This window comes from Vibrio pacinii DSM 19139, assembly GCF_000711795.1.
Classification (GTDB): Bacteria; Pseudomonadota; Gammaproteobacteria; order Enterobacterales; family Vibrionaceae; genus Vibrio; species Vibrio pacinii.
The window spans coordinates 329923-355282 of sequence record NZ_JONH01000002.1 but is presented as its reverse complement, the minus strand read 5'-3'; the positions used below and the strand labels follow the sequence as shown (position 1 = coordinate 355282).

Here is a 25360-nt window from a genome sequence, read left to right as displayed (position 1 = left end):
CACAAGGCACCGTACTATTGACGTTATTGGAGAATAATTATTGCGCGGTGGCTTGTTTTGCTAGCTCTGCGGCTTTTTTCTTTGCGCGCTTAGCAGCGTCTTTCTCGGCTAGCTTTTTCAAACCCGTTTTGGTGTAAGCGGTACCTGTGGCATGGGCAATATCACGAATCACAGACCAATCTTCTTTATAAGTGATCGGAGAGAAACGGTCTGCGCCTTTAAATGCCTCACTCATTTCTGGAGTGAATCGGTAACTAAAGAAGGCTTGATTGATCTTGTCAGCTAACTCAGGTTTGAGGTTATAAGCGTAGCCAAAAGCAGAAGTAGGGAAACGTGGGCTACGGTAGATGATCTTTAGCTCTGAATCGTCAACACGACCTGCAGCAACCATTCGATCATAGACATCAGAAGCAACAGGTGCAGCGTCGTAATCGCCATTAAACACTCCCAAGATCGACTGGTCATGTTTACCTGAGTAGAGCACTTTGTAGTCTTCGTCTGGCACTAGGCCTTGAGCTGGAAATAGAGCGCGCGGGGCAAGATTACCTGAGTTTGACGAAGCTGACGTATGCGCCACTTTCTTACCTTTTAGATCCGCCATCTCATTGATGCCACTATCTTTACGTACAATCGTAACCAAGTTATAACCTTGGAAGCCAGATTCATCACCTTTCACCGCGATTGGTACATAGCCGGCAAGGTTCACGGCGTAACCCGTTGGGCCTGTAGAGAAACCGGCCACATGCAGTCTGCCAGAACGCATCGCTTCTACTTGTGCCGAATTAGAGTGAACAGTGTAATAGATGACTTTTTTACCGGTGATTTTACTCAGGTGCGCTTGAAAATCCGCGAAAGCATCTTTGTAGAGTGCCGGATCTTCAACCGGAGTATAAGTAAACACTAAGGTGCTTGGATCAATCCATTCAGACGCCTGTTTCGGTGCATCGGCCACTAGGTCTTGGTTCTCATCACAATATCTATCGTCAAGAACACCACGGTTAGCACATTCACTTGCCATCGAAAGGGTTGGCAGCAACAAAGACCCAGCGATTAACAATCCTTTTACACTGTTTTTCATATTAGAACCTTACATTCACGTTATTGTTGATATTCCCCTTCCCTATTGCAGGCGGCGTGCCAGATTAAAAGAACATATTATTCAATAAGTTAACAATCACTCATTCTAGGTCGCTTTTATTTGGGTCATTTTTGTCCTACCAATCTCGTCAAACTTGAGTCATTTGTGTCCTATGAAAATAAAGACAAAAAAAGGACCTTGCGGCCCTTTCAGTTGCTTATTGACGTCGTTTAAAACTTAAATGTCCATACAGTTTGCATAGTACGTCACTGTTGATGGCCAATCACTGAATACACCTATTACACCGACCTCTTTTGCCAGTACATCAAGCACTTTCATCATGTCGCCATCACGTTTGATTTGCTCGGTTACCGATTGATAATACCAACCGCCACCTTGCGCTAAAGGCCCTGAACGTTCTAGCGTCCAAGCAATAATGTCAAGATCGGCTTGCTTGGCGAGCTTAGCGTAATTGGATTCAACTATCTTGTTGCCATCGAGTTCAATCAGGGCGTAGAGAGGAGGAGCGATAATGTTAACCCCCTGCTTGTGTAGATCTCTCATATTCTCGAGGGAGGCGACAAAGTCTTGCTGCTCGTACATACGATCATCAAGATACACCGCTTGTTTGCCAAATTTCGGCTCATTGTTAATCCAGTACTTTACGTCATCAAGATTAAACGACTGAACGTATGCCTCATCAGGCGTGAAACCGGCTTGTTTGAGTTCATCAATCAGCTTTTGCGCATAGTCTTGCTGAGTGAAACCTTGGTACGGCATTTCAACCGCCGCCGATTTAAGCTCTGGCGTGACTTTAACACCGTACTGCTTAAATAACGCGGCACTCTCAGCGTGAGTCATCAAGGTCCCCGTTTGGGAGTAGAGATCGGTACGCCAACCTGGCGTGCCTTGCATATACTCTTCAACCGTGGTCGCTTTCGGGTTAGCACCATCCATCTTGCCCTTTAACGTTCTAAACTCGGCTAAGGTAAAGTCAGAGGTACGACACTCAACTTGAGCATCTTCACCAGTGTCTGGGTTGGCTGGCTTGAACGGAACCGTACACTTCTTCGCCAGTTCTGGGTACGCAAGCACATCGGTGGTCGTATGCAAATCACTTTGTGAATGGCGACAAACCAACTGCTTATCTTTAGTAAACGTAACGTCACACTCAAGTACGCCTGCACCCATAGCAATCGCAGCTAGATAAGATTCTTTAGTATGCTCAGGAAACTGCATCGCAGCGCCACGGTGACCAATAGAGAAGTCACTACGATGGAAGGGGCCGCTACTGCAGCTTTCAAGCTTGGTTTTGAGCGGACTGTTTTCCATGTCACTGACTAAATAAAGTGGACGTGGGCCGACTTGCGCCGGTTCATTGCCTGCCATAGCAACTGAACTGACACCTAATAAGAGCGCGATACTACTCGTGACGATTTGCTTCATTGGTTTCTCCTTGCAGCAAATGATGTGTTTTGGATAACAAGACTCTGAACTCAACACATTTCAATTGTTTTACAGACGAATAAATAATGGTTGTTTTTTTATCAGAGTTGTCATCTGAGTTGCACGCGCCATGCCAACATTTTTTCCATTAAATTTCAAGTAGATAAAGAAAACACCAACCCAAATCAGATAACATGGGTCATTTATGTCTAGAGTTCTACACGGCTATGAGCTTTAAAGCTTTCCTTATCGAGCTGATGTTTTTTCATCTTGCGGTACAACGTTTTGCGTGGCAGATTAAGTCGCTCAGAAACTTCATTGATATTGCCTGCGGTTTCGATCAACGCTTCAGTGAGTACATTGCGCTCGTATTGCTCCATTTGTTGCTCGAAGGCAAAACTCTCACTGCCTAACGTAGACGGCGCCTGTAAATCAAACCCTTCACCAACAATCCCCAATACAAAACGATCAGCGACATTTCGTAACTCTCGTACGTTGCCTGGCCAATCGTGTCGGCACAGCTGTTGGATTTGCTCGGCATAGAGGGTCGAAGCGCGGGTTTTATATTTTTGACTGGCCTGGACCACAAAATGGCGAAACAGTGACTGAATATCCTCTTTACGCTGACGTAAAGGAGGAAGGTTTAAGCTGGCGATATTTAAACGATAAAACAGATCAGCGCGGAACTCACCTCGTTGACTAAGCTCGGATAAATCGGCTTTACTGGCTGCGATAATGACAATATCGACCGGGATTAAACTATTGCCTCCGACGCGTTCGATCACCCTTTCTTGGATCACACGCAACAGCTTAATCTGCACCGCAATGGGCATACTTTCGATTTCATCAAGAAACAGCGTACCACCATGTGCTTGCTCGATTTTGCCAATACGCTTTTTGTTGGCACTGGTAAACGAGCCTGCCTCGTGGCCAAACAGCTCACTTTCGATAATGCTCTCCGTCATACCACCACAGTTGATGGCCACAAACGGTCTATCGCGGCGCGGAGAGTATTGATGCAACGAATACGCCACCACTTCTTTCCCTGTTCCGGTTTCACCATTAATGATGGTATCAACGCCCGTTCGTGCGAGTGCGAGCACTTGTGTCCGAATCATTTCCATTTGCGGCGACACGCCAATCAGAACCTGTTCAATCGGCAGTGTCGAAATCGTGCTACTACGCTCTGCTGCGTGTTGAATATGTGTGTTGGCAAGGTTAAGCTTTTCAAGCAGTTCATCGCTTTGAAGCGGTTTTTCGATAAAATCAAACGCGCCTAACTTCATCGCTTCTATCGCCATCGGAATGTCACCATGTCCGCTCATTAGTACCACTTCACAGCGTGGTGCGCGGCTTTGAATGGCATCCAACATCGCCAAGCCATCAAGCTGTGGCATGCGGACATCACACAACACCACTTGCTGACTGTTGGGCGTTAATGATTTAAGACCAAGCTTAGGATCCGTGAATCCAGTGACCTCAAAGCCTTCAAGCTCTAATAGCTCACTTACCGCTTCAACCACGTCTAATTCATCATCAATTAAGGTAATCTGTTTTTCGATTGTCATGACTTTTCGCGTTGTTCTAAGTGGACGACAAACTCGCTGCCATGTTGGGGCTGCGAAGAGACTCGTATCGAGCCACCAAAGTCTTTAATAATGTTAAAAGCAATAGACAGCCCAAGCCCTAAGCCTTTGCCTACCTCTTTTCGGGTATAAAAGGGATCAAATATATGAGGAATATCTTGCGCGAGAATGCCCTTACCGTTGTCTTTGACCGCGATGAGCACCTTTTCGTCGTCACGCTTAACTGACACCACGATCAGTGGCTCTACGTTCTCGGCGACCGCATCTATCGCGTTGCTGATTAAGTTGACCAACACTTGCTCTAAACGAATCGGGTTCGCTTTTACCGCTGCATAAGGCGTGAGGTGGCAGTCGAGCAAAATCGGCACCGAACTATTGGCAAACAGTTCAATCGCATCGTTAACTACAGGCATCACTGATACCGATGAAACTTTACCGTCACTTTTGCGTGAGAACGCTTTCAGGTGTCGGGTCAAGGCGGCGACTTTACCCAAAAGCGTTTCTATTTTCTGTAGATTGTGGGTCGCTTTATCAGGGCGATGTTGCTCGAGCCATTTTCGCGCACTGCGCGCATGACTGCTGATCGCGGTCAAAGGCTGATTAATTTCATGAGTTATACCGACGCTCAATTGCCCAAGAGCGGCCAACTTTCCGGCTTGAATCAACTCATCTTGCGTGACACGCAGTTTCTCTTCCGCCGCTCTGCGCTCTTCAACCTCAGCCTCGAGTCTTTGATTGGTTTTTTTTACGACCTGTGCGGTTGCCTGAAAGACTTGCAGTGACTTGGCCATTTGAGTGATTTCATCATGACCTTTTAATTCGATACGAGTGTCGAGGTGACCTGTTGAAATGGCAAACATATCATCGCGTAAAGTCAGCAGCCGCTCGAGGATATTTTTACGAACATAAAACCACGCAATCGCGGCAGCCGCCAATAAGCTAAATACCGACAAAACCAGTGAGAAGGTTCGATTTGAAGCCAGAGAGTGTTGGATCTTTTCAATCGAAGCATCGATTTCTAAATTGACATCTACCGTGTTGCGCTCGATCTGCACTGAAAGCTGATGCAAATATTCACGGCTGTTTTGTAGAAAATATTCTTGTTGATAATGGTGCTCAAGCGCTTGATTTTTGAGCGTGACGAGTTTGCTTGAACGCGAAGCCAAGGTATAGATGACCGACAGCTTCTCGTCTAATGCGGGGAGCGATTCAGCTAACCCGCTGGCAAGCCACAAACTAAACCACTCTTGACCAAGCTGTTCTAATCGGTAGGTGGTGTAGTCAAGCTCATTAAAGCTGCCATCGTTGTAGAGCTTTTCGACCAAGCCAAGCTGATAAAACAGCAATGCCTTTAGCTGGCTATATTGCAAACGCGATTTTTGCTCATCGGGCAATAAATTAAGCTCTTCACTCACTTGCTGTAACAACGGATAGAAACCTTCAAGCAAATTGCGTAACTCACTGTTCAGCTTACGCGACTCCTCACTGCTTTGATGTAGCAAACTTAAGCTGTTATTCACCTGCATGATCAAATCTTTAAAATAGGCGTGGTAGGTGGGAAAATGCACCAGCACTTGCTTCATCACCCCAATGCTTTGCTCAATCCGCTGCATGGCCTCGTTACGCTGTAAATTTGATTCTGCATCGATCAATTGCGAAGAGTCCGTAATCACCAGTCGAACCATGTCGTTGAGCCTAGCGGCTTGCTCAAGAGAGGCGATATCTTTCTCTTTCAACTCCACCAGCGCAAATTCCAGTTTGTCGTACGTGGTTGAACTAAACAGAGCCAGTAATAACGTCGTCAATGATAACAAGGCCAACGCTAAACCAAGACGCACTTCGATACCTCGCCATTTAAAGCGACCTCGGTACGAGTTAGGGGATGGTAGATGCGCTACCTCGAGCTCTTGACTAACCATTTGATTCACTGAACGTTCCTATCAACTCAACGCCATGCGACTTTAAGTAGCAATTAATTAACAACACCAATGAAACATCACTACATTTTATTAATAAAGGTGTAAATGGCAGATCTGTGGCATAGATGGTTAGAAATCGTCGCTGTGCAGCGGGTTGAATTCAACAACACTTTCGAGGCCACGATGGTTCGCCAAATAGACGCATATCGTGTTAAGCACGAGTTGGTTCAATATTTGCACAATAAGTTCAATTCAAATTAGGCCGTTGGTCTATCTTTAATGGGGCAATGTACTGATTATCCACTAGGGAGCAGGATTATGTTTACAACGGTACTGGCGAAGCTGAATCAACTTTCCTCTGTGCAGTGGTCATTATTGTTAACGGTACTGATTTCACCTATCGCCTATCAGCTGTTAGTTCAACAATGGTGGGGCTGGATTACTTTATTAGTGCTGTATCACCTTATTATTGTGATACTGATTCATTCGATGAACGGCTTATTGAGTAAATTAAGCAGCACGGCTAAGTATCTCTCTGAAGGTGATCTCACTGTGCGCATTAGCGGGCAAGCGCCAGTCAATGATCCTTTACTCAAGACCTTTAATCGCATCGGCGAAGACATTTCGCGCACCGTCCACGCATTAAGAAAATCGACGGCGCGATTGGTCGAAGTCGCTGACACTGTGCAAGAAGACTCCGCGTTATCAAAAAAAGGCGCGATCGGACAAAAACGCGATGTTGATACTGCCAAAGAGATCATTAGCCAACTGTCTGACATCACTAAGAATGTCTCAGACTACTGTGAGTCAACCGCGACCTTAGCCAATCAAGCCAAAGCCAAAGCCGATCAAGGCACTCAAGATATGCGTGCGCTTGAACAGGCCCTAGATACCGCCAATCAACATATTGATAATTCCAATCAACACTTCCAATCTCTGATGGAAGAGACCGCGCAAATTAGCCAAGTGATGGAGACCATTAGTAGCATTGCTGAACAAACCAACCTGTTGGCTCTAAACGCTGCGATCGAAAGTGCTCGAGCAGGTGAGCAAGGACGAGGCTTTGCCGTGGTCGCTGATGAGGTTCGCTCTTTAGCCATGCGAACTCAGCAAGCCACCGAAGAGATACGCGGTAAAATATCCAACCTACAAGCCAAGACTGATGATGTCATGAATACCATGCAAGAGAATAAATCGAGCATGACCAAATCATTAGAGATAGCCTCTACCGCTGAACATACCTTTGCAGAGCTCGACCTTCAAATCGATCAAGTACGCCAATATGGTCAGCAGATCGCCACTTCATCGGAACAACAATTGGGTCAAACATTGAGCTTGGATGAATGCTTGCAGTTGATTGCGAGCGAATCCGAGAACAACGTCCGTGCCACTCAAGAAACGTTGATTGCCAGCATTACCGTGCGCAACTTATCAGGTGAGATAGATTCATTACTGCACCGCTTTGCCACAGACAGCAAGCAAATAGAAGCAGAGGAAGCCAAACGAGACAAACTGATGGAGTGGAACAGCCAACTGGATATTGGTCTGGATGAGATCAATCGCCAACATCAAACCTTGGTGCATCTCATCAACGAGTTGTACCACTTACTCAACCACAACTATGGCTTAGCTTCGATTAAGCGAGTCGTACAAGGTTTAATTGACTATACAGCCAACCACTTTAAATACGAAGAGATCTTGTTCGAGCAAATTGACTATAAACAAACTCAACAACACATCGATAAGCATCATAGTCTCGTCAAGCAAGTACTGGACTTTCAAGCTCGAGTAGAAAAAGGTGAAGAGATTGGCGACGAGCTGATGGCCTTTTTGAAAAACTGGCTTGTGCAGCACATCATGAAAGAAGATAAAGCTTACGTACAAAGCTTTAAAGATAACCAGTTAAACTAAGCCTTGCCATGAGATTTTTTTGTCATGTCAATAAAAAACTTGATTGGTCAAGACACATCGTTATTGCTTTAATCCGCTCCGAAAAATCCGTTGAATCTGTTCATAAGGAGGAGCAACCATGTTTGCAATCGATGATATTGTTGTCGCAACAAAAGGCGTTGATTTAGGTAAAATGGTCGTCACTGGCTTAAGCGGCGGCGGTAACTATGTCCACGTCAAAGTAGACGGTATGCAACTCACTTACCCTGCAAAAGATCTAAAGAAAGCTTAATTTGTCACTTGATTAAATTTTTCACTTGATTAAAAAGGTAGCGAGCGATCTCGCTACCTTTTTTGTTGGTTATCGTCTAATCGACAACGCGGCTTAATTTCAAGCTCGCCAATAGTCCGATCGCTCCAAGTAAGAAATACACCACAAGGCTAATCAAACCAATATTACTAATCGCGATGAATGGGTTATCGGCCAGAAGCACGTCTAACGGCAACATAGTGACCTCGATAAGAAAGTCACCGACGACAGAGGTCCCTAGCAGACTATCTGAAAACAACTTGATCACATAAAAACCTATCAGCATAACCAAGAGTGGCGAATGAACCTTTTGTGAAATTGCCATCGCCAGCATCGCCACGGGCGCAAGGACTAGACCAACTAACCACATTCTGCCTATAAATTCGACCCAATGCGTCAACACGTAGAGAATTGATTCACCAGTGAAAAACAGTGGGAATTTCTGCGCCATCATCACATTAACTAACCACATCAATAGATCCGCGCTGATCACGAGTATCGAGCAAATGACTGGGGTCACCAGCAAGCCAAACACCAGTTTAATCGAATGAGTTGTTAAGTCAGACACTGGCATACTGCGCCAAAACATCACGCTACCCTCTTGGCGCTCTTTACGCAGTGTTTTGGGGAAATAAAGCGTGGTTAACAGGATAGACAGCAACCCAGTAAAGCCAAACACCATTTGACTAAGCTGCTGGCCCAACTCAAAACCCGATCCCATTCCGTCAACATCGTAGGTTAACTCGTAGGTGACATTACTTTGAATGGTCGAATTCATTAGCACCGCGAGCAGCAGTAACACGCCACAAACCAGCAATCCCAAAGGGGTTCGGGTAATTATTTTGTGCTCTAACCACTCTTTTTCCAGCATAGACACATGGGCATTCATCATACTGCCTCCTTTTGCAGCGCTAAGAACAGATCCGCCAGTTTTACATTGTAAATTTTGTTGATGCCATCAAGCTGATCGATCTGGGCAGCATGTAACAGCCAACGTGTACTACCAAGCCCTCGCTCGCGAGACAGAGGCTTTAAAGCTTCAATCCCAGCATGATGATCATCACTGGTTTCTACTACCACATAGTCTTGCGCCAAGCTGTCCATGTCGGACTGTAACACAACCTGACCATGCTTCAGAATCAACACATCAGTTAACAGGTGTTCAATTTCCGACACCTCGTGGCTGGCAATGATCAAGGCACGCTCACCATCATGGAACCACTCAAGCAGATGGCGATAAAAGGTATCGCGATAGACCAAGTCAAGGCCGAGGGTCGGCTCATCAAGAATCAGAACCTTAGTATCGGTTGAAATCACTATGGCTAAATGGAGTTGAACTTTCATCCCTTTGGATAACGACTTAATTTTGCTATTCAGCCTGATATCGGTTTTTTCAAGCACAGAGTTAGCTTTGCTGACGTCAAAGCTCGGGTGTACCCCAGAGGTATAACGCAACAACTGCTGAACGGTCATCCACTCGGGCAACACATTAACATCCGAAATATAAGCAAGATGCTGCATCACTTTCGCTCGCTGCGTCACTGGTTCGAGCCCAAGTACGCTGATCTCACCTTGATAGTGGTGGGCACCAAGCAAACTCTTGATTAAAGTCGACTTGCCAGCGCCGTTATGTCCGAGTAAGCCAAGCACTTGCCCCGCTTTCAATTCAAAACTGATGTCTTTTAGCGCTTCTCTTTGCTGTTTAGAGCCGCCAGAATACTGCTTAGAAACCTGCCTAACATCAATTAATACACTCATGATTCACCCTCAACGTGCTGCTTTAACTGCACAATAAATTCGTCTAATGGAATGTCCAGTTGTTGCAACTTCTTCGCTATCGATGGAATTTGTTGCTCAATAAACGCTTGCTTCTGTGTCGCTTTAAGTTGAGTTAATGCGCCCAGTGCAACGAACATCCCTTGGCCTCGTTTCTTTTCAACCAATCCTTCGTCGACCAGCAGTTGATAACCTTTCATCACGGTAAGATGATTAATTTTCATATCTGCCGCGACCGATCGAACTGACGGTAACGCCTGACCTTCTTGCCACACACCTTGCAAAATTTGCTCGATGATCCTGTCAGCAAGTTGACGAAATATAGGCTGTGTTTCGTTCCAATCTGTCATGGTCGATACCCTATTGATTTCGAGTTGGTGTTATATATAGATATAACACTATAGCAATTAAAGACAAATGCAACCCTAAACACATCTTTTCAGATCTGAGCCCATTTGTTGATTCAGATTAATAAAGGCTTAACTTCCACTACATTGATAAGCAGAAGCGCATAAGATACCTGCCTATTTTTTTGTTCAAGTAAGAGATGAGTAGTGACACGCGATCAGTTTGAGTTGTTAGCACCAGGTGGTGATCTAGAGTCGATTAAAGCCGCCATTGCCGCAGGGGCAGACGCCATTTACTGTGGTTTGGATCGTTTTAATGCGCGTAATCGGGCCACCAACCTCACCCTAGACAACTTAAACGGTGTGATCAACTTAGCCCACCAGCACCAATGTAAGATCTTCATTACGCTTAACGTACTGATTCTCGAGAGTGAAATTCCAGCCATTGTTCGTTTGCTTAATCAACTCAATACCACTCAAATTGATGGTGTGATTGTGCAAGATCTTGGCTTAGCTTATATCCTTAAACATCACTTTCCCAATCTAGATGTGCACGCTTCTACTCAACTCAATACGCATAATGAAGGCCAGATTGAATTTTTAAATCAACTGACCGCCAGTCGGGTAAACTTGTCTCGAGAGCTAAATCTCAATGAGATCAAACCGTTGGCTGAGTTTGGTCGCCAACACAATGTCATGATGGAAGTGTTTGTTCACGGCTCTTACTGTATTGGCTTCTCAGGTATCTGTTACATCAGTTCGGCGCGCAATGGGGCGTCTGGCAATCGCGGTCGTTGTAGCCAACCTTGTCGAGATCAATATCAAACCACCCAAACGGGCAGCAACTACCCACTCAACCTGAAAGATAACTCTGCGTTTAGTGATTTAGCCGCCCTTGCCGATGCGGGAGTTTACTCACTCAAAGTGGAAGGAAGAATCAAGAAATCACACTACGTTTTTACTGTGGTCGACAAGTGGCGTGAACAAATCGACCGCTTGTGTCAGGGGGTGAAACTTTGCCATGATACCCGCGCACTGTACACGGTATTCAACCGCGATTTCTCTAACGCTTTTCTTCACGGCAACATTGGCCGAGACATGTACATTGATAACCCAAGAGATCATGCAGTCAACCACTTTACCCATATTGAAAAGTGCCAAAGTGTTGAAGATGTGCAGCGAGTCAAAAAGAAACTCTACGATGATAAAACCACCATCATCCAGAACGTGGCGCAGAAAACCGCGTCTTTTGACATCACATCCGATCCCGCTGCCAATCGGCGCTTAAAAGGGGCAACCTGCATGCCCATTTTGGCCACATTACCGCAAGCGGAACCGGTAATCACACCACCAAAACTGTCGGTGCTTATTGCTAGCAAAACAGATGTGACACTATGCCGACACAATGACATTGAGCTCTACTACCAACTGCCGATGGGCTTGGCAGCCGAGCTGAGTGCGATGATTGAGCTGTTCCAAACACACCCCCATCTGAAACCTTACTTTCCAGCCATCTTAATAGGTGATGACTTCCAAGCTGCACGAGAATTGTTAGTCTCCATCAGGCCAGCACTTTTAATAACCAATAACTCAGGGGTCGGCATGTTGGCCCAACAGCTAGGATTAAACTGGATAGCAGGGCCGCAGATGAATACCACCAACTCATACGCGCTCAAATGTTTGCAACAAGAGTTTGCCGCCAGTGGTGCCTTCATTTCAAACGAACTGAATATGAAGCAGATGCGTCATATTAAACGGCCAACCGGCATGCGCAGTTATTACAGCATTTATCACCCCAACACCTTACTAACTAGCCGCCAATGCCTGTTTCAAACGACGGCAGGGTGTCGCAAACTCAAAGTTAATAAAGGCTGCTTAAAGCGCTGCGAGAAACACACTTCAATCATCAACTTAAAAGACGCTTCTTACGTGATACAAAAACACAAAGGCAGCCACAACTCGCTCTACGCTAAGCAACATGTTCTAAACTTAGCGTTGCTGCGCGACTTACCACAACAGTTTACCGATGTGTTGATTGACCTACGTGATATCCAAACAGAAACCAAACTGTCAGTCAGCAAAGTGATGTTAATTGAGACATTTCTCGGCTTTCTCTCGCAAGCTCATGTCGACACCGACTTAGATCAGGTCATTTGTCCAACCGAAAATGCTCAGTATCACAAAGGGCTGTAAACGCCAATTAGAAGTCAGCCAGTACTTGAATGCCAGCCAAGCTATGACTACAATGGCGCACTTTTTTTAATGACTTCAAGGTCTCAAAATATGAACGATACGACTAAACTAGCGCTTCCAGACCGCCTAGCGGGTAACCCTCGCAGCCCTTTCTTTGTTAAAGAGTGCTTCGATCACCAGATCGGTATTCGTATTAACGGTAAAGAGCGCACTGACGTTGAAGAGTATTGTATTAGCGAAGGTTGGGTTAAAATTGCCTCGCCAAAAGCAAAAGATCGCTACGGCAACCCAATGCTGATCCAACTTAAAGGAACAGTAGAAGCGTACTACGTCTAAGTCGACAGCTTCTTGCCCTCAAGACGATAAAAAGCCTGCCACGACGCAGGCTTTTTTAGTTAAAAGGCAACACAACCGCAGTGCCAAATAGCGCGGTTGTGGGCTGAAAGCGAGTTCAATAATCGACTCAACGAGCGTGTTTACGCTGGCTGACTGACGACAAATAAAGCCACCAGCGCAAGACTACCGCCAAAACCACGGTTCACCCAGGCCATTTTATGCGGCGCTTGCACCAACCGATTGAGTATAGTGCCAAAATAGGCCCAAGCGAGCATACCAAGCCCCCCCGTCACAACCATCACGCTAATAATAACCACCACCTGCATTAGGTAATCGTCGGTCGGTGAAACAAACTGAGAAAATACCGTGAGCGAAGCCACCCAACCTTTAGGGTTGAGGATCTGCACCAGCACCCCGGAGGTAAAGCCTGATTTCTTTACCACCTTGTTGCCATCGAGTTCCATGTTAGCGATACCCCAAGCCATATAAAGCAAGTACGCAGCACCCAACCACTTTAATAGGGTATAGACGTCGGGATAAAGGTTAAACAGTCCGACTAAACCCACGCTGGCTCCAACCAAAATAGCGATAACCCCAGCCGCATTACCCAATACAAATGGCAATGTCGCGCTAAAGCCGTAACGGCTGGACAGCCCGATCAGCGCAATGTTGCCTGCCCCAGGCGTCATTGAAATGGATATCGAAAACAGCAGAAACGCGGTCATCAGTTGAGCACTCATTGGCTCCCTCTTAAGGTTATGATTTAAATTTCACAACAGTCTACTTAACTAGGCAGGAATAAAGTTGCTATCTACGTTATGATTTAGCCATCAATGAGCAAGATATTTCTAAAACCAGTATGAAAAAGAAAGAATCCACCAAATTTATTCTAGATAACACCGACCTCTCCATTCTCAGCCATATTCAACGCGATGGCCGCATGAGTAACAGCAAGCTCGCCGAAACGGTCAACTTAAGTGAAACGCCGTGCTGGCGACGCTGGAAACGCATGGAAGATGAAGGTTACATCGAAGGTTATGCCGCGCGGCTCAATCGAAAGAAACTTGGCTTTCAAGTCTCGGGATTTACGCTTGTCACCTTGGGTAGCCATGAGGTAGAAAATACCGAGCCGTTTGAGGACTTTGTCGCAGAGAACAATTGGATTCTTATGTGTCACTGCATCGCAGGCGGCGCTGACTATATTGTGCAGGTCGTAGCGCAGGATTTAGACGAATACTTTGAACGCATCAGCTCGATGCGCCGCGTGAAAGGCGTCAGTGCGATTCAGTCCAATATATCAGTTAAAGAGATCAAAAGTACCTTTCAACTGCCGATTGGTTAAAAAGGCTGCAAACGCAGCCTTGTAGGTTTCTAGGTTTAATGCCACGCCTTAGTGGCCTTGCCCTTGCAACGTTTCAAAAACCGCTTCGGCATCAACGATACCACCAGTGATCGATAAGTCACTAAACGGCACTAAATCAGCTGGGCTCGATGGCTTGTTGACCAAAAGCTGTGGGTACGTACGAGCTTTGTTCATTAACAACGCTTTAAGCTCGGTAGCCGACAAGTCTGGATAGCGTGACAAAATCAGTGCGGCGACACCTGAAACAACGGGGGCGGCCATACTAGTGCCACTTTTCGCGCCATAGGTATCACCTGGCGTGGTCGACAAGATCCGGTAGCCCGGAGCAAACAAGTCAACCGAGTCTTTACCAAAGTTACTAAAGCTTGCCACTAGCTGGTTATCGGCATATTTCGCCGATGCGCCAACATCCAGCCACGTTGAGATTGGCTTAGAGCGATAGTGAACTGAGTAGCGGTTTGGAAAGCTTGGTTTGATATCGTTATCATTGCGGCTGTTACCAGCAGAATGGACAATCAGCACGCCTTTACGCGCCGCATAGCGAAACGCGTGATCTACGATGTATTTGCGCGGAGAGTAGCTCTTGCCAAAGCTCATATTGATGATTTTAGCTCCATTATCAACCGCATAGCGCACTGCATTGGCAATGTCTTTATCGCGCTCATCACCATTTGGCACCACACGCACAGCCATGATTTGTGCGTAGTCAGCCACCCCATCAATACCGACGCCATTACCACGCTCGGCGGCAATGATGCCCGCGACGTGCGTTCCGTGAGAACCGACTGGACCCTTCACATCGTTGTTACCATAGCCTTTTTCCCAAGGATTGTTGATGTCGTCAAACACGATGTCAGCACGAGGATCAAAATCGAGATTATAGTGATAATCCAAAGCGTCTTGATAACGGCTGCGGCGCGACTCTAGGTAGTCAAATGAATACCAGTTATCGAAAACCGCTAACAAGTTTTGCGTCGCACTGACCACATCAGGATTTGCATTGGACAGCAAGATTTGCAGACCAGCCACGGTGAAATCATCATGCTCAACCAAGTCGAGTATTTGCTGCTGGTATTGATTGGCCTGCTCAGTCGCAAGTTGAACTTGATCAAGCGCATTTTGGTTGTATTCGACCGACTCAAGGTAGTCTTTTTCCACCTCTTGGTAGTAGATACGTTTTTTCGGTGGAATCCAGTGACCATTTTGTTGCAGATCCACATACTTTTTGTATTCGCGGGTGACTTCAAGTGTGTCATGGTCAACGTTGATGCCGAGTGAGTTACCAAGGAAGTTCCAGCCGTGAACATCATCTACATAGCCGTTGCCATCATCATCAATGCCGTTGTTGGGAATTTCGTCTTGGTTAGTCCATAGTTTGTTCTTTAAATCTTGATGTTCAACATCAACACCTGAATCTAACACAGCCACAATCACTGGCTGTGGCATAAGCGGTGGCAACAGGTAGTCGTACACATAGTCTGCACCGACACCTTGGACACTTGAATCATTAGCCGAGAAATTAAACCAGTCTCCACGATTGTCAGCGCTGTCGCTCATCATACGCATCGTGAACATACCGAGTGCGGGCGCTTGCGGCGTGTAGTCTTCAACGATGGTCCCTTTGACATTGGTAATGACGGGCGAGTTGACGGGAGCTGGGTTGCCACTGACGTTGGCAGACACTGACGCAGAAGCCAAAATAGCTAACGTGACAGCAGAAAGTTTATATCCATTGTTCATTATTGTTACATCCTATTTATTTGTGCTTAAAAAGCGCACAAAAGATAAATTGCAACACATTGAATAGCATTCATGAAATCAATTTATTTATAGCAAGATCTCACTGAGGACGGTTTTTTTTCGCTAAAGTTTGAGACACATTCTATTAACAAACCTATTGATAATTAATACCAACCGACATACTGAAAGTTATTTGTAATCAATAGATTAGACAATAAACACTGGACTTTACTTTGCACGTTATAGTCACTCTAGGTGCAAAAAAAGCGGCTAACCGAACAGGTCAGCCGCTTGGCTTGATATGAATCGAAAACTAACGCCACACGCCCCACTCGCCCGTGCTTCCCGGCTCTTCGCCTGTGGTCCACCATTGCGCCGTCCACTCACGGCCGTTGTGGGTGACGACATCGCCTGCGTTGTACACCGCCTCTTTACGCCATAAGTTATCTGGTTCGGTTGGTGGTGGTGTGCCGGCCTTGATCAACGACAATGCATAGCTAAACGAATCATTGGGAGCTAACACCTGATTGGCATAGATGTTGTTGCTATCAAACATATAGTGCTTCATTTCTTGATGCCAAATCCCCACATACCAATCACCGTTTTGTTGCGAGTTAAATTGATCGGCCATCTCCGCCGCCCACGTCGTCGTGTTATTCGCACTGATCGCTAAAGAGAGATCGACTATTTCAGCGCCGCTTGCGTCAAAGGTTCGAAAACGAATCGTATCGCCCGCCTCTACCGGACCAAAACCTTGGGGGACAAAATAGCCCAGTGCGGTCAGATTGTTCGCCGGATCGCTTGGGTCTGTTGGGTCAGTTGGAGGGGTGCCACTCCCACGTAAAGTGATATCACTGCAGTTATAAAATCCTTCTCCCGCAGCATCCACACGCTGCCAGCGCGTATACAAAATGGCGTCACCAGAGCGCCCTGCAGGGAAAGTCACCTTGGTGCGATAACGTTTTTGCTCATCAATCGCAATGTTGCCCGCGCTATCAATTAATTCGAGGTCATTCCATGTGAGCGGCTGACTTGAGTCGTAATTTGCCTTAGTCAGGTAAAATTGCCAATAAGAAGGGTTATGTGGCGCTTTGCCATAGAAAACGAAATCTATTTGATTGTTCTCATCTAACGCGACATCGGTGCGTTGCCAGTGAGAAGAAACAACATTAAGCCCAGCTTTAGCTGAATCGCCCGCCGAGCATAGCTCACCATCTCGAACTATCGCTTGCACGTGTGCCATATCGCGGTAGTTCGCCACATTGGCTGACACTTCGCTGCGTTGCACAAACGGATAAGCACCGGATTGATCAAACGCTGCCTGACACGCTGGATTAGGAATCTCATTGGTCCAGAAACCACCATCTTGGTAACAGATGTTTTGCCGTGCGTTAGGAAATTCGACCCAACCATGGGCACTGACGTGAAACGTACTAAGCCCCGCTAAAGTGCTGAGCCCAAGTAGTGATAAAGAGGTATATATTTTCATGTTTTATCCTTATATTTAGCCAACTCGCCAACCAACAATTATTTGGTTTGCCACTCAAAGCTAGCAGGATAAACGTGTTTTATGCGCCCTATATGCCAGATGAATTGTTAGATCTTTGCCTGCTTTCCAACATTTTTGTCGAAAACCGCTGCCACACGCACACTCTTTCGAGTCACTTCAAATTCTGTTTGCTACTGCATCGCCGTTCACTCAGACCGAAAGCTGCTGACGTAGAACATTGTTTACGACTTATGAGTTGGTGAATACTCATCTAGATTCCTAATCATCGCCGAAGCATGGCATAATTCAGGCTCCAGTTAAGCCACCATTTGAAGGATCCAAATGACCGCGACCGAATATTTAAACGATCTCAATCAACGTTATCTCACCATCCACCGCAGCAAAGAAGACTTCTTTTGGCAGACCTATATGGGCATCAGTGATGACCACGAAGGCTCAACTCAAGCGCAAACGGAATGGACCCATTTTCTAAGTGACGCCACGCAAATTAGCGCAATTAAACAGCAACTTGAAGCCGCAGAGCACATCACCGATCACGAGCAAAGGCACAGCACTCAAACGGGCCTAAAAGGCTGGTTAGCGACGTTTCAAGCGCATGCTATCGAAGGTGAACAAGCGCAGCAGCTGAAAAACGAATTGATCGCTTTTGAAACCGATCTATTTGAGAAGAAGCAAAAACACGTCTTAACCTTCAGCAATGAACATGGCGATGTCACCGAAGGCTCTCTGCCAGTACTGGCGTCAACGATTCGTACCAATAACCATGAAAGCGTTCGTCGATCTGCTCACCAAGCTCTGCTCGATCTTGAGCAATGGTTATTGCATAACGGATTGATTGAACTGGTTAAACTACGTAACCAGTTTGCTCGCTCATTGGGCTACAGCAATTTCTTTGAGTACTCGGTTGTTAAAACAGAAAAAATGACATCGAAACAGCTGTTTAGCATTTTGGATGATTTTGAGCAGCGCACCCGCGAAACCAATCTCACCAGTTTGGGAAAGCTCGCCCAAGAGAAAGGGTTGGATGCACTCAGAGGGCACAATTTTGTCTACTCCTACTCTGGCGATGTGATGCGAGAGCTTGACCCTTACGTGCCGTTCTCAAAATCTTTGCGTCGCTGGGTAGAATCGTTTGGTCGTTTAAATATTGATTATTCTGGCGCCGAACTGACGCTGGATCTACTCGACAGAAAAGGCAAATACCCAAATGGCTTCTGTCACGGGCCGATTCCGTCATTTTACAATCAAAACGAGTGGGTGGCCGCTAAGGTCAACTTCACCAGCAATGCCAAGCCCGATCAAGTGGGCAGTGGTTATGATGGTATCAATACTCTATTCCATGAAGGTGGGCACGCCGCGCACTTTGCCAACGTAAAAATGAATGCGCCGTGCTTCTCGCAAGAGTTTGCGCCAACCTCGATGGCCTACGCCGAAACCCAGTCGATGTTCTGCGATAGCTTGTTAAACGACGCCGACTGGCTCAAACAATACGCGTTAGATGCCAAAGGTAATCCGGTACCAGACGAGATCATCCAAGCGATGATCAACAGTAATCAGCCTTTTAAAGCCTATCAAGAGCGCAGTATCTTGGTTGTGCCTTACTTTGAATCCGCGCTGTACCAGATGAGTGATGGCGACCTTACCCCTGAGAAAATTACCGCGCTCGCCCGCGACTGTGAAAAACGGATTTTAGGCCTAGAGTGTAGCCCACGCCCACTGATGGCTATTCCTCATTTACTGTCTGATGAGGCGTCTTGTGCTTATCACGGTTACTTGCTTGCGCACATGGCGGTCTACCAAACTCGCGCCTATTTCTTAGATAAGTTTGGCTACCTGACTGACAACCCAGAAATTGGCCCTTTGCTGGCAAAACATTACTGGCATGCGGGTAACCAACGCTCACATAACGACACCATCGTTAGTCTGACGGGTGAAGGTTTTAACGCCAAGTACCTTGCTGATGAATGTAACTTATCACCACAGCAAGCCTGGTTGCAGCAACAACAGAAAATCGATCAGTTAGCCACACGTCAAAGAGCCGAGCCAGCCCCTTTGAATGCCACGATTAAAGTAGTCGATGGCAACAACGAACTGGCCAACAACACCCGTTCAGATCAACACATGTGTCAGCAGTTTGAACGCTACATCTATCAAAATTACGGCTGCTAAGTCACTTAACGAGAAACGGTCGCAATTGGCGACCGTTTCAAATATAGCGCGTCGCTGAAGATGTCGGTAGATGAATTAAAAACAGCCACGATTTTAAAATCGGCACCGCAAATTTGACCGAGAGTACTCCATTCTCTCTGGTTCTGGTTCTGGCAAGTTCACGCCCAAAATGAGCCTCCATACTCAGCCCTATCTATTATCTAGGAATTGCATAAATTTCGCTTCAGCCTTTGAGTAACACTGACCATCGACATAAATGTTGCTTTGCAGTAGATACATTCCTCGCTTGCTTTTTAAGCAATGGGCCTGAACCTGAATGACTGTATTAAGAGGAATGGGCTTGATAAAGCGAACATCAAGTCGCGCTGTCATTGCGCAAACGTCACGAGAAAATAAGCAATGGGTCATGGCCGAATCGTGCAAGGTGGTAATTGCACCGCCCTGCATGACACCTTGGTAGCCTTGTACTTTTTCTGTTGGTACAATTTCGCCCTGCACACCCCCATCTGACATTAAGATAAATTGAATCGCAGTATGGTGGTTGAAAAAAGGTCGGCAGCAAATCGCACATTGTTGGTGATTTTTAGGTGTGTGAATAGACATAACATACCGTTAGGTTAAAGAATATCATTGAGCCTAGACAAATTAATGTAAAAGGTAGAAACAACGTGGCGAGACCAAAAATAGAGCGAAAAATATGCGGTAAAGCGCCATACGAATGCTTTAAACCCAATGGAGTGCCACTTTCCAAACTCAATAAAATTGAACTGTTAGCAGAAGAACTCGAGGCGTTACGCTTGGCCGATCTAGAATCTCTAAGTCAATTAGAAGCAGCGACTCGTATGGGAGTCTCTAGGCAAACATTTGGCAATATCGTAAAACGAGCGCGAGCCAAAGTGGCTCAGAGTTTAGTTCATGGTCAGGCACTCATGTTTAGTCGCGAACCCTAGTTCTGGTCAAAGAGCATGGTGCGTACGGTTAATTTCAAAATCTTAGCAGGGCGACACATCACTCTTGGCGAAAGCTTGTTAATTGGCACTTGTTGGCCTGAAGTCTGCCCTTTATTCGATGACAAGCACATACCACTCAAGGGAGAATGCGTGGTGTTGTGTGCTGAACAACTGGTTTTATTTTTCTTGACCGAAGGACGAGCAAACTCCATTTGAGTGACAGGAGTCAGTTGGCCCGCATCAAAGGCCTCTAGATCAAACCCTCGTGGTGCACTCAATACCCGCACATTGAGCTTAAACAAGGTGTTAAGCATATTGGTGCCAATTAGACGCACCACGACAGCATCCACCTGATTGTCTTGCACAACTTTGCTCCAATACTTCTTATGTCCGCAACAAGCCGAAGATTGGGGTAGATCGAGAATGCGTTTGCTATTGGTTTCGCTATCCCAAAGCATGATCTGAGGAGCTTTGGCAAAGTGATTAGAAAGAGAAGATTCGCGGCTAGGAATGGCAAATAACATAGTGAGATCCATTATCAAGGTGATAAAGGGACTATACCGCCAATTATTAGCATATGCCAATAACCACATGTGAGAAATTAGCTTCCATATAGCGATAGTGGCAAGTATTGCTCTTGTCTTGTTTGCCTATAGTTTTACCAAGTTTAAGTTATCCGAAAGAGTCAATAAGTAAGGCTTTCAAAATTATGCGACATTTTACAATCAAAATTCTTTTTTCTTAGGCTAAGATATTTATTACCAACCGAAAGTTCAAGAAAGGCCGCATTGTCATATAGGTATTCAAAACGGCTTTTGGCTGACTATGATTTCAAACCGTAGTGGATTTTTTGTTGTTGGCAGACCATCAAGGTTTGTCGGCGCAAAAAGCTCTGTCCTTTATTGATTTAAACGAGAAGAAATATGGAAAAAATCAGTAAGAGAAAAATGAAACTATTACCTAGCGTAATCATTTCGTCGTTATTGGCAATGCAACCGGCATTAGCACATCAAAATAATAAAATGACAAAGGAAGAGGGCCAAGCAGCCTTCAATGCCGTCGTTGCCGAAGCGGCTGAGCTTATGAAAGAAAAGCACATACCGGGACTAGCAGTCGGTGTCATCCATGGAGGCAACACCTATAGCGCCGGACTCGGTATCACCAAGGTAGGCACCGACGAGGCCGTTACCCCTGATACGCAATTTCAAATTGGCTCTGTGACAAAAACTTTCCTTTCAACGTTGGCCATGCAGCAGTCCGAACAGGGCATTCTGGATTTAGACAAGCGCATTGTCGACATTCTGCCGTGGTGGAGGGTTGCGGATCCCGTGGCGACGTCGAAAGCGCGGGTTGTTGACCTGTTCCATCATCGTGCTGGCTGGTATGGCGACCATGGGTTCCTTCCTGTTCCTCCGGGTGGATCGATATCCGAAAAGGTCATGCTCCAAGGGGCTTACGCCCAGCAGATCTATCCGTTCGATCAAACCTGGATGTACAACAACACCAGTATCACCTTTGCAACCCATGTAGTATCGCATGTCGGCGGAAAGCCGATCGAGACCCTGATCGAAGAGAACCTGTTAGATCCGCTCGGCATGGATGCGTCATCCTTTAATTACGACACCACCCCGCCGGCTAAAAATTACGCCTGGGGTCATCCGCCGATCTACGGGGAAGGCAGCATCAGTGATCTCAAGCCGTACTACATTCCGATGATAAGAGAGTCTGCAGCCTCAGGCGGAATTCGGTCTACGGTTACCGACATGCTTAAATACGCCCGCTTTCAGTTAGACGGTAAAGACGCCTCCGGCAAGCAGTTGCTGTCTAAAAAAGCACTGGACTATGCCCACGCTCCAGCAGTCGAGGCTGAGACCGGCGACTTTACTGGACTGACATGGTTCGTCCACGACTACGATGGGGTCACCAGCCCTAGCCATGGGGGGAATTGGCCCGGCACGCGTTCTTTTCTGCAGCTGATCCCGGATCACGACTTTGCCGTGGTGGTTTTGGTTCACAGTGATCGCGGAGTCGAGGCCTACAAAAAAGTTGCCAACGCAATGGTCAAAGCCTTTACGAAAATTGAGGCTAAGTCTCCGATCGCAGCGGGCGTTGAACCGTCTGTGCTCGACCCCTTCGTCGGCGTTTTCAAGGGGAATTCCCAAAACATCGAGATCCGCAAAGAGGGCGACAAATATGTGTTTGTTCAGTTCTCCGCATTGACCAAGGGAGCGGATCCCGCGCCTGCCAATGTGGCCAACACGGCCGAGGGTTATTTTATCATCACCGAAGGCCCAAATAAGGGATCGCTTGGAGAATTGCTCAAAGACCCGTCTGGCGAGCTCAACTACGTGCGCTTCAACCACAGAATCTTTATTCGCGGTGAAGGTGCGGTTGACGAGTTCTCGCTCTCCGGATCGGTATTCGATAAGCAGGATGAGTAGAAGACATATCAATTCACGCTGACAACAGTTGCCGAAGATTTGAAAGCACCGCAAAGAGCAGAGCTTATTGAAGGCAATTGAAAAAGCGTAACGCCTTGGTTGATAGACTGTAACAAGTTTTTCAACCAAGGCCGTTGTTATTAGCCAACCAGTTAGCAATCTTTATTACATCGAGCTCCACCAGGCCACTGGTGGGAGACTCCTGACCACTGTTTAACTTTTCCTACATTGCAGATTGCGAGGCAGTGCTCCGATGAAGTATTTCACCATCATCATGAAGAACGGGAAATAATACAAACATTTATGCCCCATTCCGCGTTACCAAAAGCAAATCACATCAATCTCACTTTATGAGTTTTCGATAGATTTTCTGATGCCAAACGAAGCATGAGTTTCAATCGCTCACTTTCTCTCCAAAGCACTAAAAATTGCATTGCCTTAAGTGAACTAACGACCCGATTTGAATTAGTATTTATTTCTTTACCATTGAAATATTTGCACAACCATTCTCTTTCAGTAACTTAGTTCCATGCATTGTGTTATTCCCTTGCAAGGGGGGTTATTAAGGTGCATTGCCTCACTCTGTAAGACAAAGCTTCATTTCTAATAACCCGCCTTTAAAACCAACTTTTTCATAAGCTTTAATCGCTGAGTCATTCTCTGAATACACATCAAGATAAAAATCGGATATACCCCTTCCCTTACTCCAATCAATTAATTTTCTTACTAGCTTAGAATTAATCCCTTGACCTCGATAGCTTGGAGATACATACATAAAACCTAGATAACAATGTTGCTCATGCTTTAAAGAGGGCTTAGAGTCACGTATTTGAGCATAACCTGTGCCAACAATCTCGCAGTCTACCTCTACAACCAACAGATGCGAGTTATAGCATGAGATAAGCTTTTCTATATCGTAATAGTGCGCTGACTTATCTTTTAAAGAAGAGTTATATGGTCTTTCAGCGTCTATAACACATTGTTCTAAATATAGTAATCGCGAAATATCGTCTACGTTTGCTTCTCTAATAATCAAAATTAATCCTTCAATTGATGAATGGGGGCATTTAAGCACTTAATGGCCAACTAAGTAGTGGGCAACACTACCACCGACCTCAGCTATTTAAGCTGTGACAGCGTTTGGAACCACTCTTAAACGTTGGTATGTTCGATTTAAAACAAGTATAAAACCTCTAGTTAAGTTAAGGCCAACACATTATTAGCATCGCGACTGTTCAGAACAGTTGGTCCATCTACTTTTGATCCGAAAACCTCGCGTGATAAGGCGTTAATTCGTTCCCTTCAACTGTTAGGGGATTGTAGAGATTAGGTCTACGACCTCTGATCCAGCGTTTACCTGTACACATATCTAGTTGTTCTGCATTCAGATCTGCAATAACCATATCGTTATCAACGCTATCAGTTTCTGCGATAATTTCTCCGTAAGGATTGAGTACCATTGCATTACCCGTTCTAACTTCATTCATATCAACCCCAACACCGTTGCTAAAGATCAGGAACATGCCATTGTCATGAGCACGCGAGGGTAGCCAACGCATTAACCATTTTCTTCCTTTTGAACTTTGCATTTCAGAACGAATCGACTCTGGATCTTGCTTGCGGTTATGCCAAAGTTGGGGATCAATCAACCCCATCGCATTTGGGCTGCGTGAGTTGGTTCCACCTGTTTGATGAGGAGCGACTAGGATATCGGCACCTTTTAATGCTGTAATTCGTGCATTCTCTACCAAATTATTGTCCCAGCAAATAAGAATCCCCACCCTGCATCCATGTGGTGTATCAAATACAGTATATTCATTCCCACTACTCATGTGTTCACTGACAAACGTATGCAGCTTTCTGTGTTTGGCTATCTGACCATCAGGCATTGCCATTACGTAAGAGTTATAAAGATTTCCGTCCTCATCCTTTTCAATTAAACCTGCACCAATGCTGAGCTGGTATTTTTCAGACATTTTTAGCAAACGTTGAGTAGTTTCCCCTTGTGGGATGAATTCTGACAAATCATAGATCTCTGACTTTTGAAGTTTCGAAACATGCCAGTAACCAGTCACACACATTTCAGGGAAGGCGATGATTTTCACCTCTTGTTTAGCCGCCTTTTCTACGTAACTTTGAATGAGCGATAAGTTGTAATTTTTATCGTTCGCATGGTGGTTAAATTGAACAGTAGCAACACGGATATCTTTCATGATTGTTCCTTTTACTTAGTGAATATCAATCATTTTAAAAAGCTCTTTTAATTCCGTATAATGAATAAAATTCCTACATTTAATGAGCAAATG

22 protein-coding genes are annotated in these 25360 nt (G+C 45.7%); 8 read left to right on the top strand and 14 right to left on the bottom strand.

The genetic code is table 11. From position 1 onward, the window contains the following. Positions 1-37 precede the first annotated feature (37 nt). The 4 genes from phnD to BS19_RS03815 form a co-directional block, all read right to left on the bottom strand. Complete coding sequence (gene phnD / locus BS19_RS03830) at positions 38-1078, bottom strand: phosphate/phosphite/phosphonate ABC transporter substrate-binding protein (protein WP_038173439.1); 1041 nt, start codon at positions 1076-1078, stop codon at positions 38-40. A gap of 237 nt (positions 1079-1315) precedes the next feature. Then, on the bottom strand, positions 1316-2524 hold the full coding sequence (locus BS19_RS03825; RefSeq protein WP_038173438.1) for a glycerophosphodiester phosphodiesterase family protein: 1209 nt from the start codon (positions 2522-2524) through the stop codon (positions 1316-1318). A 209-nt stretch (positions 2525-2733) separates the two neighbouring features. Then, positions 2734-4092, bottom strand: coding sequence for a sigma-54-dependent transcriptional regulator (locus BS19_RS03820; RefSeq protein ID WP_038173437.1), 1359 nt, complete (start codon positions 4090-4092; stop codon positions 2734-2736). Further along, on the bottom strand, positions 4089-6029 hold the full coding sequence (locus BS19_RS03815; RefSeq protein ID WP_211252986.1) for a sensor histidine kinase: 1941 nt from the start codon (positions 6027-6029) through the stop codon (positions 4089-4091). Before BS19_RS03815 ends, BS19_RS03820 begins: the two co-directional genes overlap by 4 nt. Before the next feature lie 318 nt (positions 6030-6347). On the opposite strand from BS19_RS03815, the gene BS19_RS03810 reads away from it, so the two are divergent. Together BS19_RS03810 and BS19_RS20360 are read left to right on the top strand one after the other, a co-directional pair. Then, on the top strand, positions 6348-7940 hold the full coding sequence (locus BS19_RS03810; protein WP_038173434.1) for a bacteriohemerythrin: 1593 nt from the start codon (positions 6348-6350) through the stop codon (positions 7938-7940). Positions 7941-8058: 118 nt separating this feature from the next. After that, complete coding sequence (locus tag BS19_RS20360; RefSeq protein ID WP_169739001.1) at positions 8059-8211, top strand: hypothetical protein; 153 nt, start codon at positions 8059-8061, stop codon at positions 8209-8211. A 76-nt stretch (positions 8212-8287) separates the two neighbouring features. Here BS19_RS20360 and BS19_RS03805 read toward each other — a convergent pair whose 3' ends face one another. The 3 genes from BS19_RS03805 to BS19_RS03795 are packed head-to-tail and all read right to left on the bottom strand — an operon-like array spanning position 8288 to position 10355. Further along, a complete protein-coding gene (locus BS19_RS03805) occupies positions 8288-9121 on the bottom strand; it encodes a hypothetical protein (RefSeq protein WP_245609250.1) in 834 nt (277 codons plus the stop codon). Continuing rightward, positions 9118-9987 (bottom strand): ABC transporter ATP-binding protein, encoded by an 870-nt coding sequence (locus BS19_RS03800; RefSeq protein WP_038173433.1) that lies wholly within the window; start codon positions 9985-9987, stop codon positions 9118-9120. The genes BS19_RS03805 and BS19_RS03800 overlap by 4 nt, the downstream gene beginning before the upstream one ends. Then, the gene (locus BS19_RS03795; RefSeq protein WP_038173432.1) at positions 9984-10355 is read right to left on the bottom strand and encodes a GntR family transcriptional regulator; all 372 of its coding nucleotides are present in this window, start codon (positions 10353-10355) and stop codon (positions 9984-9986) included. The genes BS19_RS03800 and BS19_RS03795 overlap by 4 nt, the downstream gene beginning before the upstream one ends. 204 nt (positions 10356-10559) lie before the next feature. On the opposite strand from BS19_RS03795, the gene BS19_RS03790 reads away from it, so the two are divergent. Both BS19_RS03790 and BS19_RS03785 read left to right on the top strand, forming a co-directional pair. After that, a complete protein-coding gene (locus tag BS19_RS03790; RefSeq protein ID WP_038173431.1) occupies positions 10560-12545 on the top strand; it encodes a U32 family peptidase in 1986 nt (661 codons plus the stop codon). 90 nt (positions 12546-12635) lie between these two features. Further along, on the top strand, positions 12636-12881 hold the full coding sequence (locus BS19_RS03785) for a DUF3297 family protein (protein WP_038173430.1): 246 nt from the start codon (positions 12636-12638) through the stop codon (positions 12879-12881). Positions 12882-13021: 140 nt separating this feature from the next. Here the strand turns inward: BS19_RS03785 and BS19_RS03780 are convergent, their stop codons facing one another. Beyond that, on the bottom strand, positions 13022-13621 hold the full coding sequence (locus BS19_RS03780; RefSeq protein WP_038173429.1) for a LysE family translocator: 600 nt from the start codon (positions 13619-13621) through the stop codon (positions 13022-13024). A 119-nt stretch (positions 13622-13740) separates the two neighbouring features. Here BS19_RS03780 and BS19_RS03775 point away from each other — a divergent pair, with 119 nt between their 5' ends. Next, positions 13741-14223 (top strand): Lrp/AsnC family transcriptional regulator, encoded by a 483-nt coding sequence (locus BS19_RS03775; RefSeq protein WP_038173428.1) that lies wholly within the window; start codon positions 13741-13743, stop codon positions 14221-14223. Between the two features lie 48 nt (positions 14224-14271). On the opposite strand, the gene BS19_RS03770 is transcribed toward BS19_RS03775, so the two are convergent. Beyond that, the gene (locus tag BS19_RS03770) at positions 14272-15984 is read right to left on the bottom strand and encodes a S8 family peptidase (protein ID WP_038173427.1); all 1713 of its coding nucleotides are present in this window, start codon (positions 15982-15984) and stop codon (positions 14272-14274) included. Positions 15985-16297: 313 nt separating this feature from the next. Next, the gene (locus BS19_RS03765) at positions 16298-17473 is read right to left on the bottom strand and encodes a lytic polysaccharide monooxygenase (protein WP_038173425.1); all 1176 of its coding nucleotides are present in this window, start codon (positions 17471-17473) and stop codon (positions 16298-16300) included. A gap of 342 nt (positions 17474-17815) precedes the next feature. Here BS19_RS03765 and BS19_RS03760 point away from each other — a divergent pair, with 342 nt between their 5' ends. Beyond that, a complete protein-coding gene (locus BS19_RS03760; RefSeq protein WP_038173423.1) occupies positions 17816-19663 on the top strand; it encodes a M3 family metallopeptidase in 1848 nt (615 codons plus the stop codon). 189 nt (positions 19664-19852) lie between these two features. On the opposite strand, the gene BS19_RS03755 is transcribed toward BS19_RS03760, so the two are convergent. Continuing rightward, positions 19853-20266 carry a PaaI family thioesterase gene (locus tag BS19_RS03755; RefSeq protein ID WP_038173422.1) on the bottom strand — a complete coding sequence of 138 codons (414 nt, stop codon included), beginning with the start codon at positions 20264-20266 and terminating at the stop codon, positions 19853-19855. 65 nt (positions 20267-20331) lie between these two features. Between BS19_RS03755 and BS19_RS03750 the strand changes: the two genes are divergently transcribed. Further along, on the top strand, positions 20332-20613 hold the full coding sequence (locus BS19_RS03750; protein WP_038173421.1) for a DUF134 domain-containing protein: 282 nt from the start codon (positions 20332-20334) through the stop codon (positions 20611-20613). Here BS19_RS03750 and BS19_RS03745 read toward each other — a convergent pair. After that, positions 20610-21137 carry a NifB/NifX family molybdenum-iron cluster-binding protein gene (locus BS19_RS03745; RefSeq protein ID WP_051686486.1) on the bottom strand — a complete coding sequence of 176 codons (528 nt, stop codon included), beginning with the start codon at positions 21135-21137 and terminating at the stop codon, positions 20610-20612. The genes BS19_RS03750 and BS19_RS03745 overlap by 4 nt on opposite strands. Before the next feature lie 399 nt (positions 21138-21536). On the opposite strand from BS19_RS03745, the gene BS19_RS03740 reads away from it, so the two are divergent. Continuing rightward, positions 21537-23054 (top strand): serine hydrolase domain-containing protein, encoded by a 1518-nt coding sequence (locus BS19_RS03740; RefSeq protein WP_038173419.1) that lies wholly within the window; start codon positions 21537-21539, stop codon positions 23052-23054. Between the two features lie 577 nt (positions 23055-23631). Here BS19_RS03740 and BS19_RS03735 read toward each other — a convergent pair. Together BS19_RS03735 and BS19_RS03730 are read right to left on the bottom strand one after the other, a co-directional pair. Next, positions 23632-24090, bottom strand: coding sequence for a GNAT family N-acetyltransferase (locus tag BS19_RS03735; protein WP_038173417.1), 459 nt, complete (start codon positions 24088-24090; stop codon positions 23632-23634). 217 nt (positions 24091-24307) lie between these two features. Continuing rightward, positions 24308-25270, bottom strand: coding sequence for a nitrilase family protein (locus BS19_RS03730; protein ID WP_211252985.1), 963 nt, complete (start codon positions 25268-25270; stop codon positions 24308-24310). Positions 25271-25360 lie beyond the last annotated feature (90 nt).

Bases quoted from the DNA above. Each gene is read 5' to 3' on its own strand.
- phnD (WP_038173439.1), bottom strand. From the start codon at position 1,078: ATGAAAAACAGTGTAAAAGGATTGTTAATCGCTGGGTCTTTGTTGCTG.
- BS19_RS03825 (WP_038173438.1), bottom strand. From the start codon at position 2,524: ATGAAGCAAATCGTCACGAGTAGTATCGCGCTCTTATTAGGTGTCAGT.
- BS19_RS03820 (WP_038173437.1), bottom strand. From the start codon at position 4,092: ATGACAATCGAAAAACAGATTACCTTAATTGATGATGAATTAGACGTG.
- BS19_RS03815 (WP_211252986.1), bottom strand. From the start codon at position 6,029: ATGGTTAGTCAAGAGCTCGAGGTAGCGCATCTACCATCCCCTAACTCG.
- BS19_RS03810 (WP_038173434.1), top strand. From the start codon at position 6,348: ATGTTTACAACGGTACTGGCGAAGCTGAATCAACTTTCCTCTGTGCAG.
- BS19_RS20360 (WP_169739001.1), top strand. From the start codon at position 8,059: ATGTTTGCAATCGATGATATTGTTGTCGCAACAAAAGGCGTTGATTTA.
- BS19_RS03805 (WP_245609250.1), bottom strand. From the start codon at position 9,121: ATGATGAATGCCCATGTGTCTATGCTGGAAAAAGAGTGGTTAGAGCAC.
- BS19_RS03800 (WP_038173433.1), bottom strand. From the start codon at position 9,987: ATGAGTGTATTAATTGATGTTAGGCAGGTTTCTAAGCAGTATTCTGGC.
- BS19_RS03795 (WP_038173432.1), bottom strand. From the start codon at position 10,355: ATGACAGATTGGAACGAAACACAGCCTATATTTCGTCAACTTGCTGAC.
- BS19_RS03785 (WP_038173430.1), top strand. From the start codon at position 12,636: ATGAACGATACGACTAAACTAGCGCTTCCAGACCGCCTAGCGGGTAAC.
- BS19_RS03780 (WP_038173429.1), bottom strand. From the start codon at position 13,621: ATGAGTGCTCAACTGATGACCGCGTTTCTGCTGTTTTCGATATCCATT.
- BS19_RS03775 (WP_038173428.1), top strand. From the start codon at position 13,741: ATGAAAAAGAAAGAATCCACCAAATTTATTCTAGATAACACCGACCTC.
- BS19_RS03770 (WP_038173427.1), bottom strand. From the start codon at position 15,984: ATGAACAATGGATATAAACTTTCTGCTGTCACGTTAGCTATTTTGGCT.
- BS19_RS03765 (WP_038173425.1), bottom strand. From the start codon at position 17,473: ATGAAAATATATACCTCTTTATCACTACTTGGGCTCAGCACTTTAGCG.
- BS19_RS03760 (WP_038173423.1), top strand. From the start codon at position 17,816: ATGACCGCGACCGAATATTTAAACGATCTCAATCAACGTTATCTCACC.
- BS19_RS03755 (WP_038173422.1), bottom strand. From the start codon at position 20,266: ATGTCTATTCACACACCTAAAAATCACCAACAATGTGCGATTTGCTGC.
- BS19_RS03745 (WP_051686486.1), bottom strand. From the start codon at position 21,137: ATGTTATTTGCCATTCCTAGCCGCGAATCTTCTCTTTCTAATCACTTT.
- BS19_RS03740 (WP_038173419.1), top strand. From the start codon at position 21,537: ATGGAAAAAATCAGTAAGAGAAAAATGAAACTATTACCTAGCGTAATC.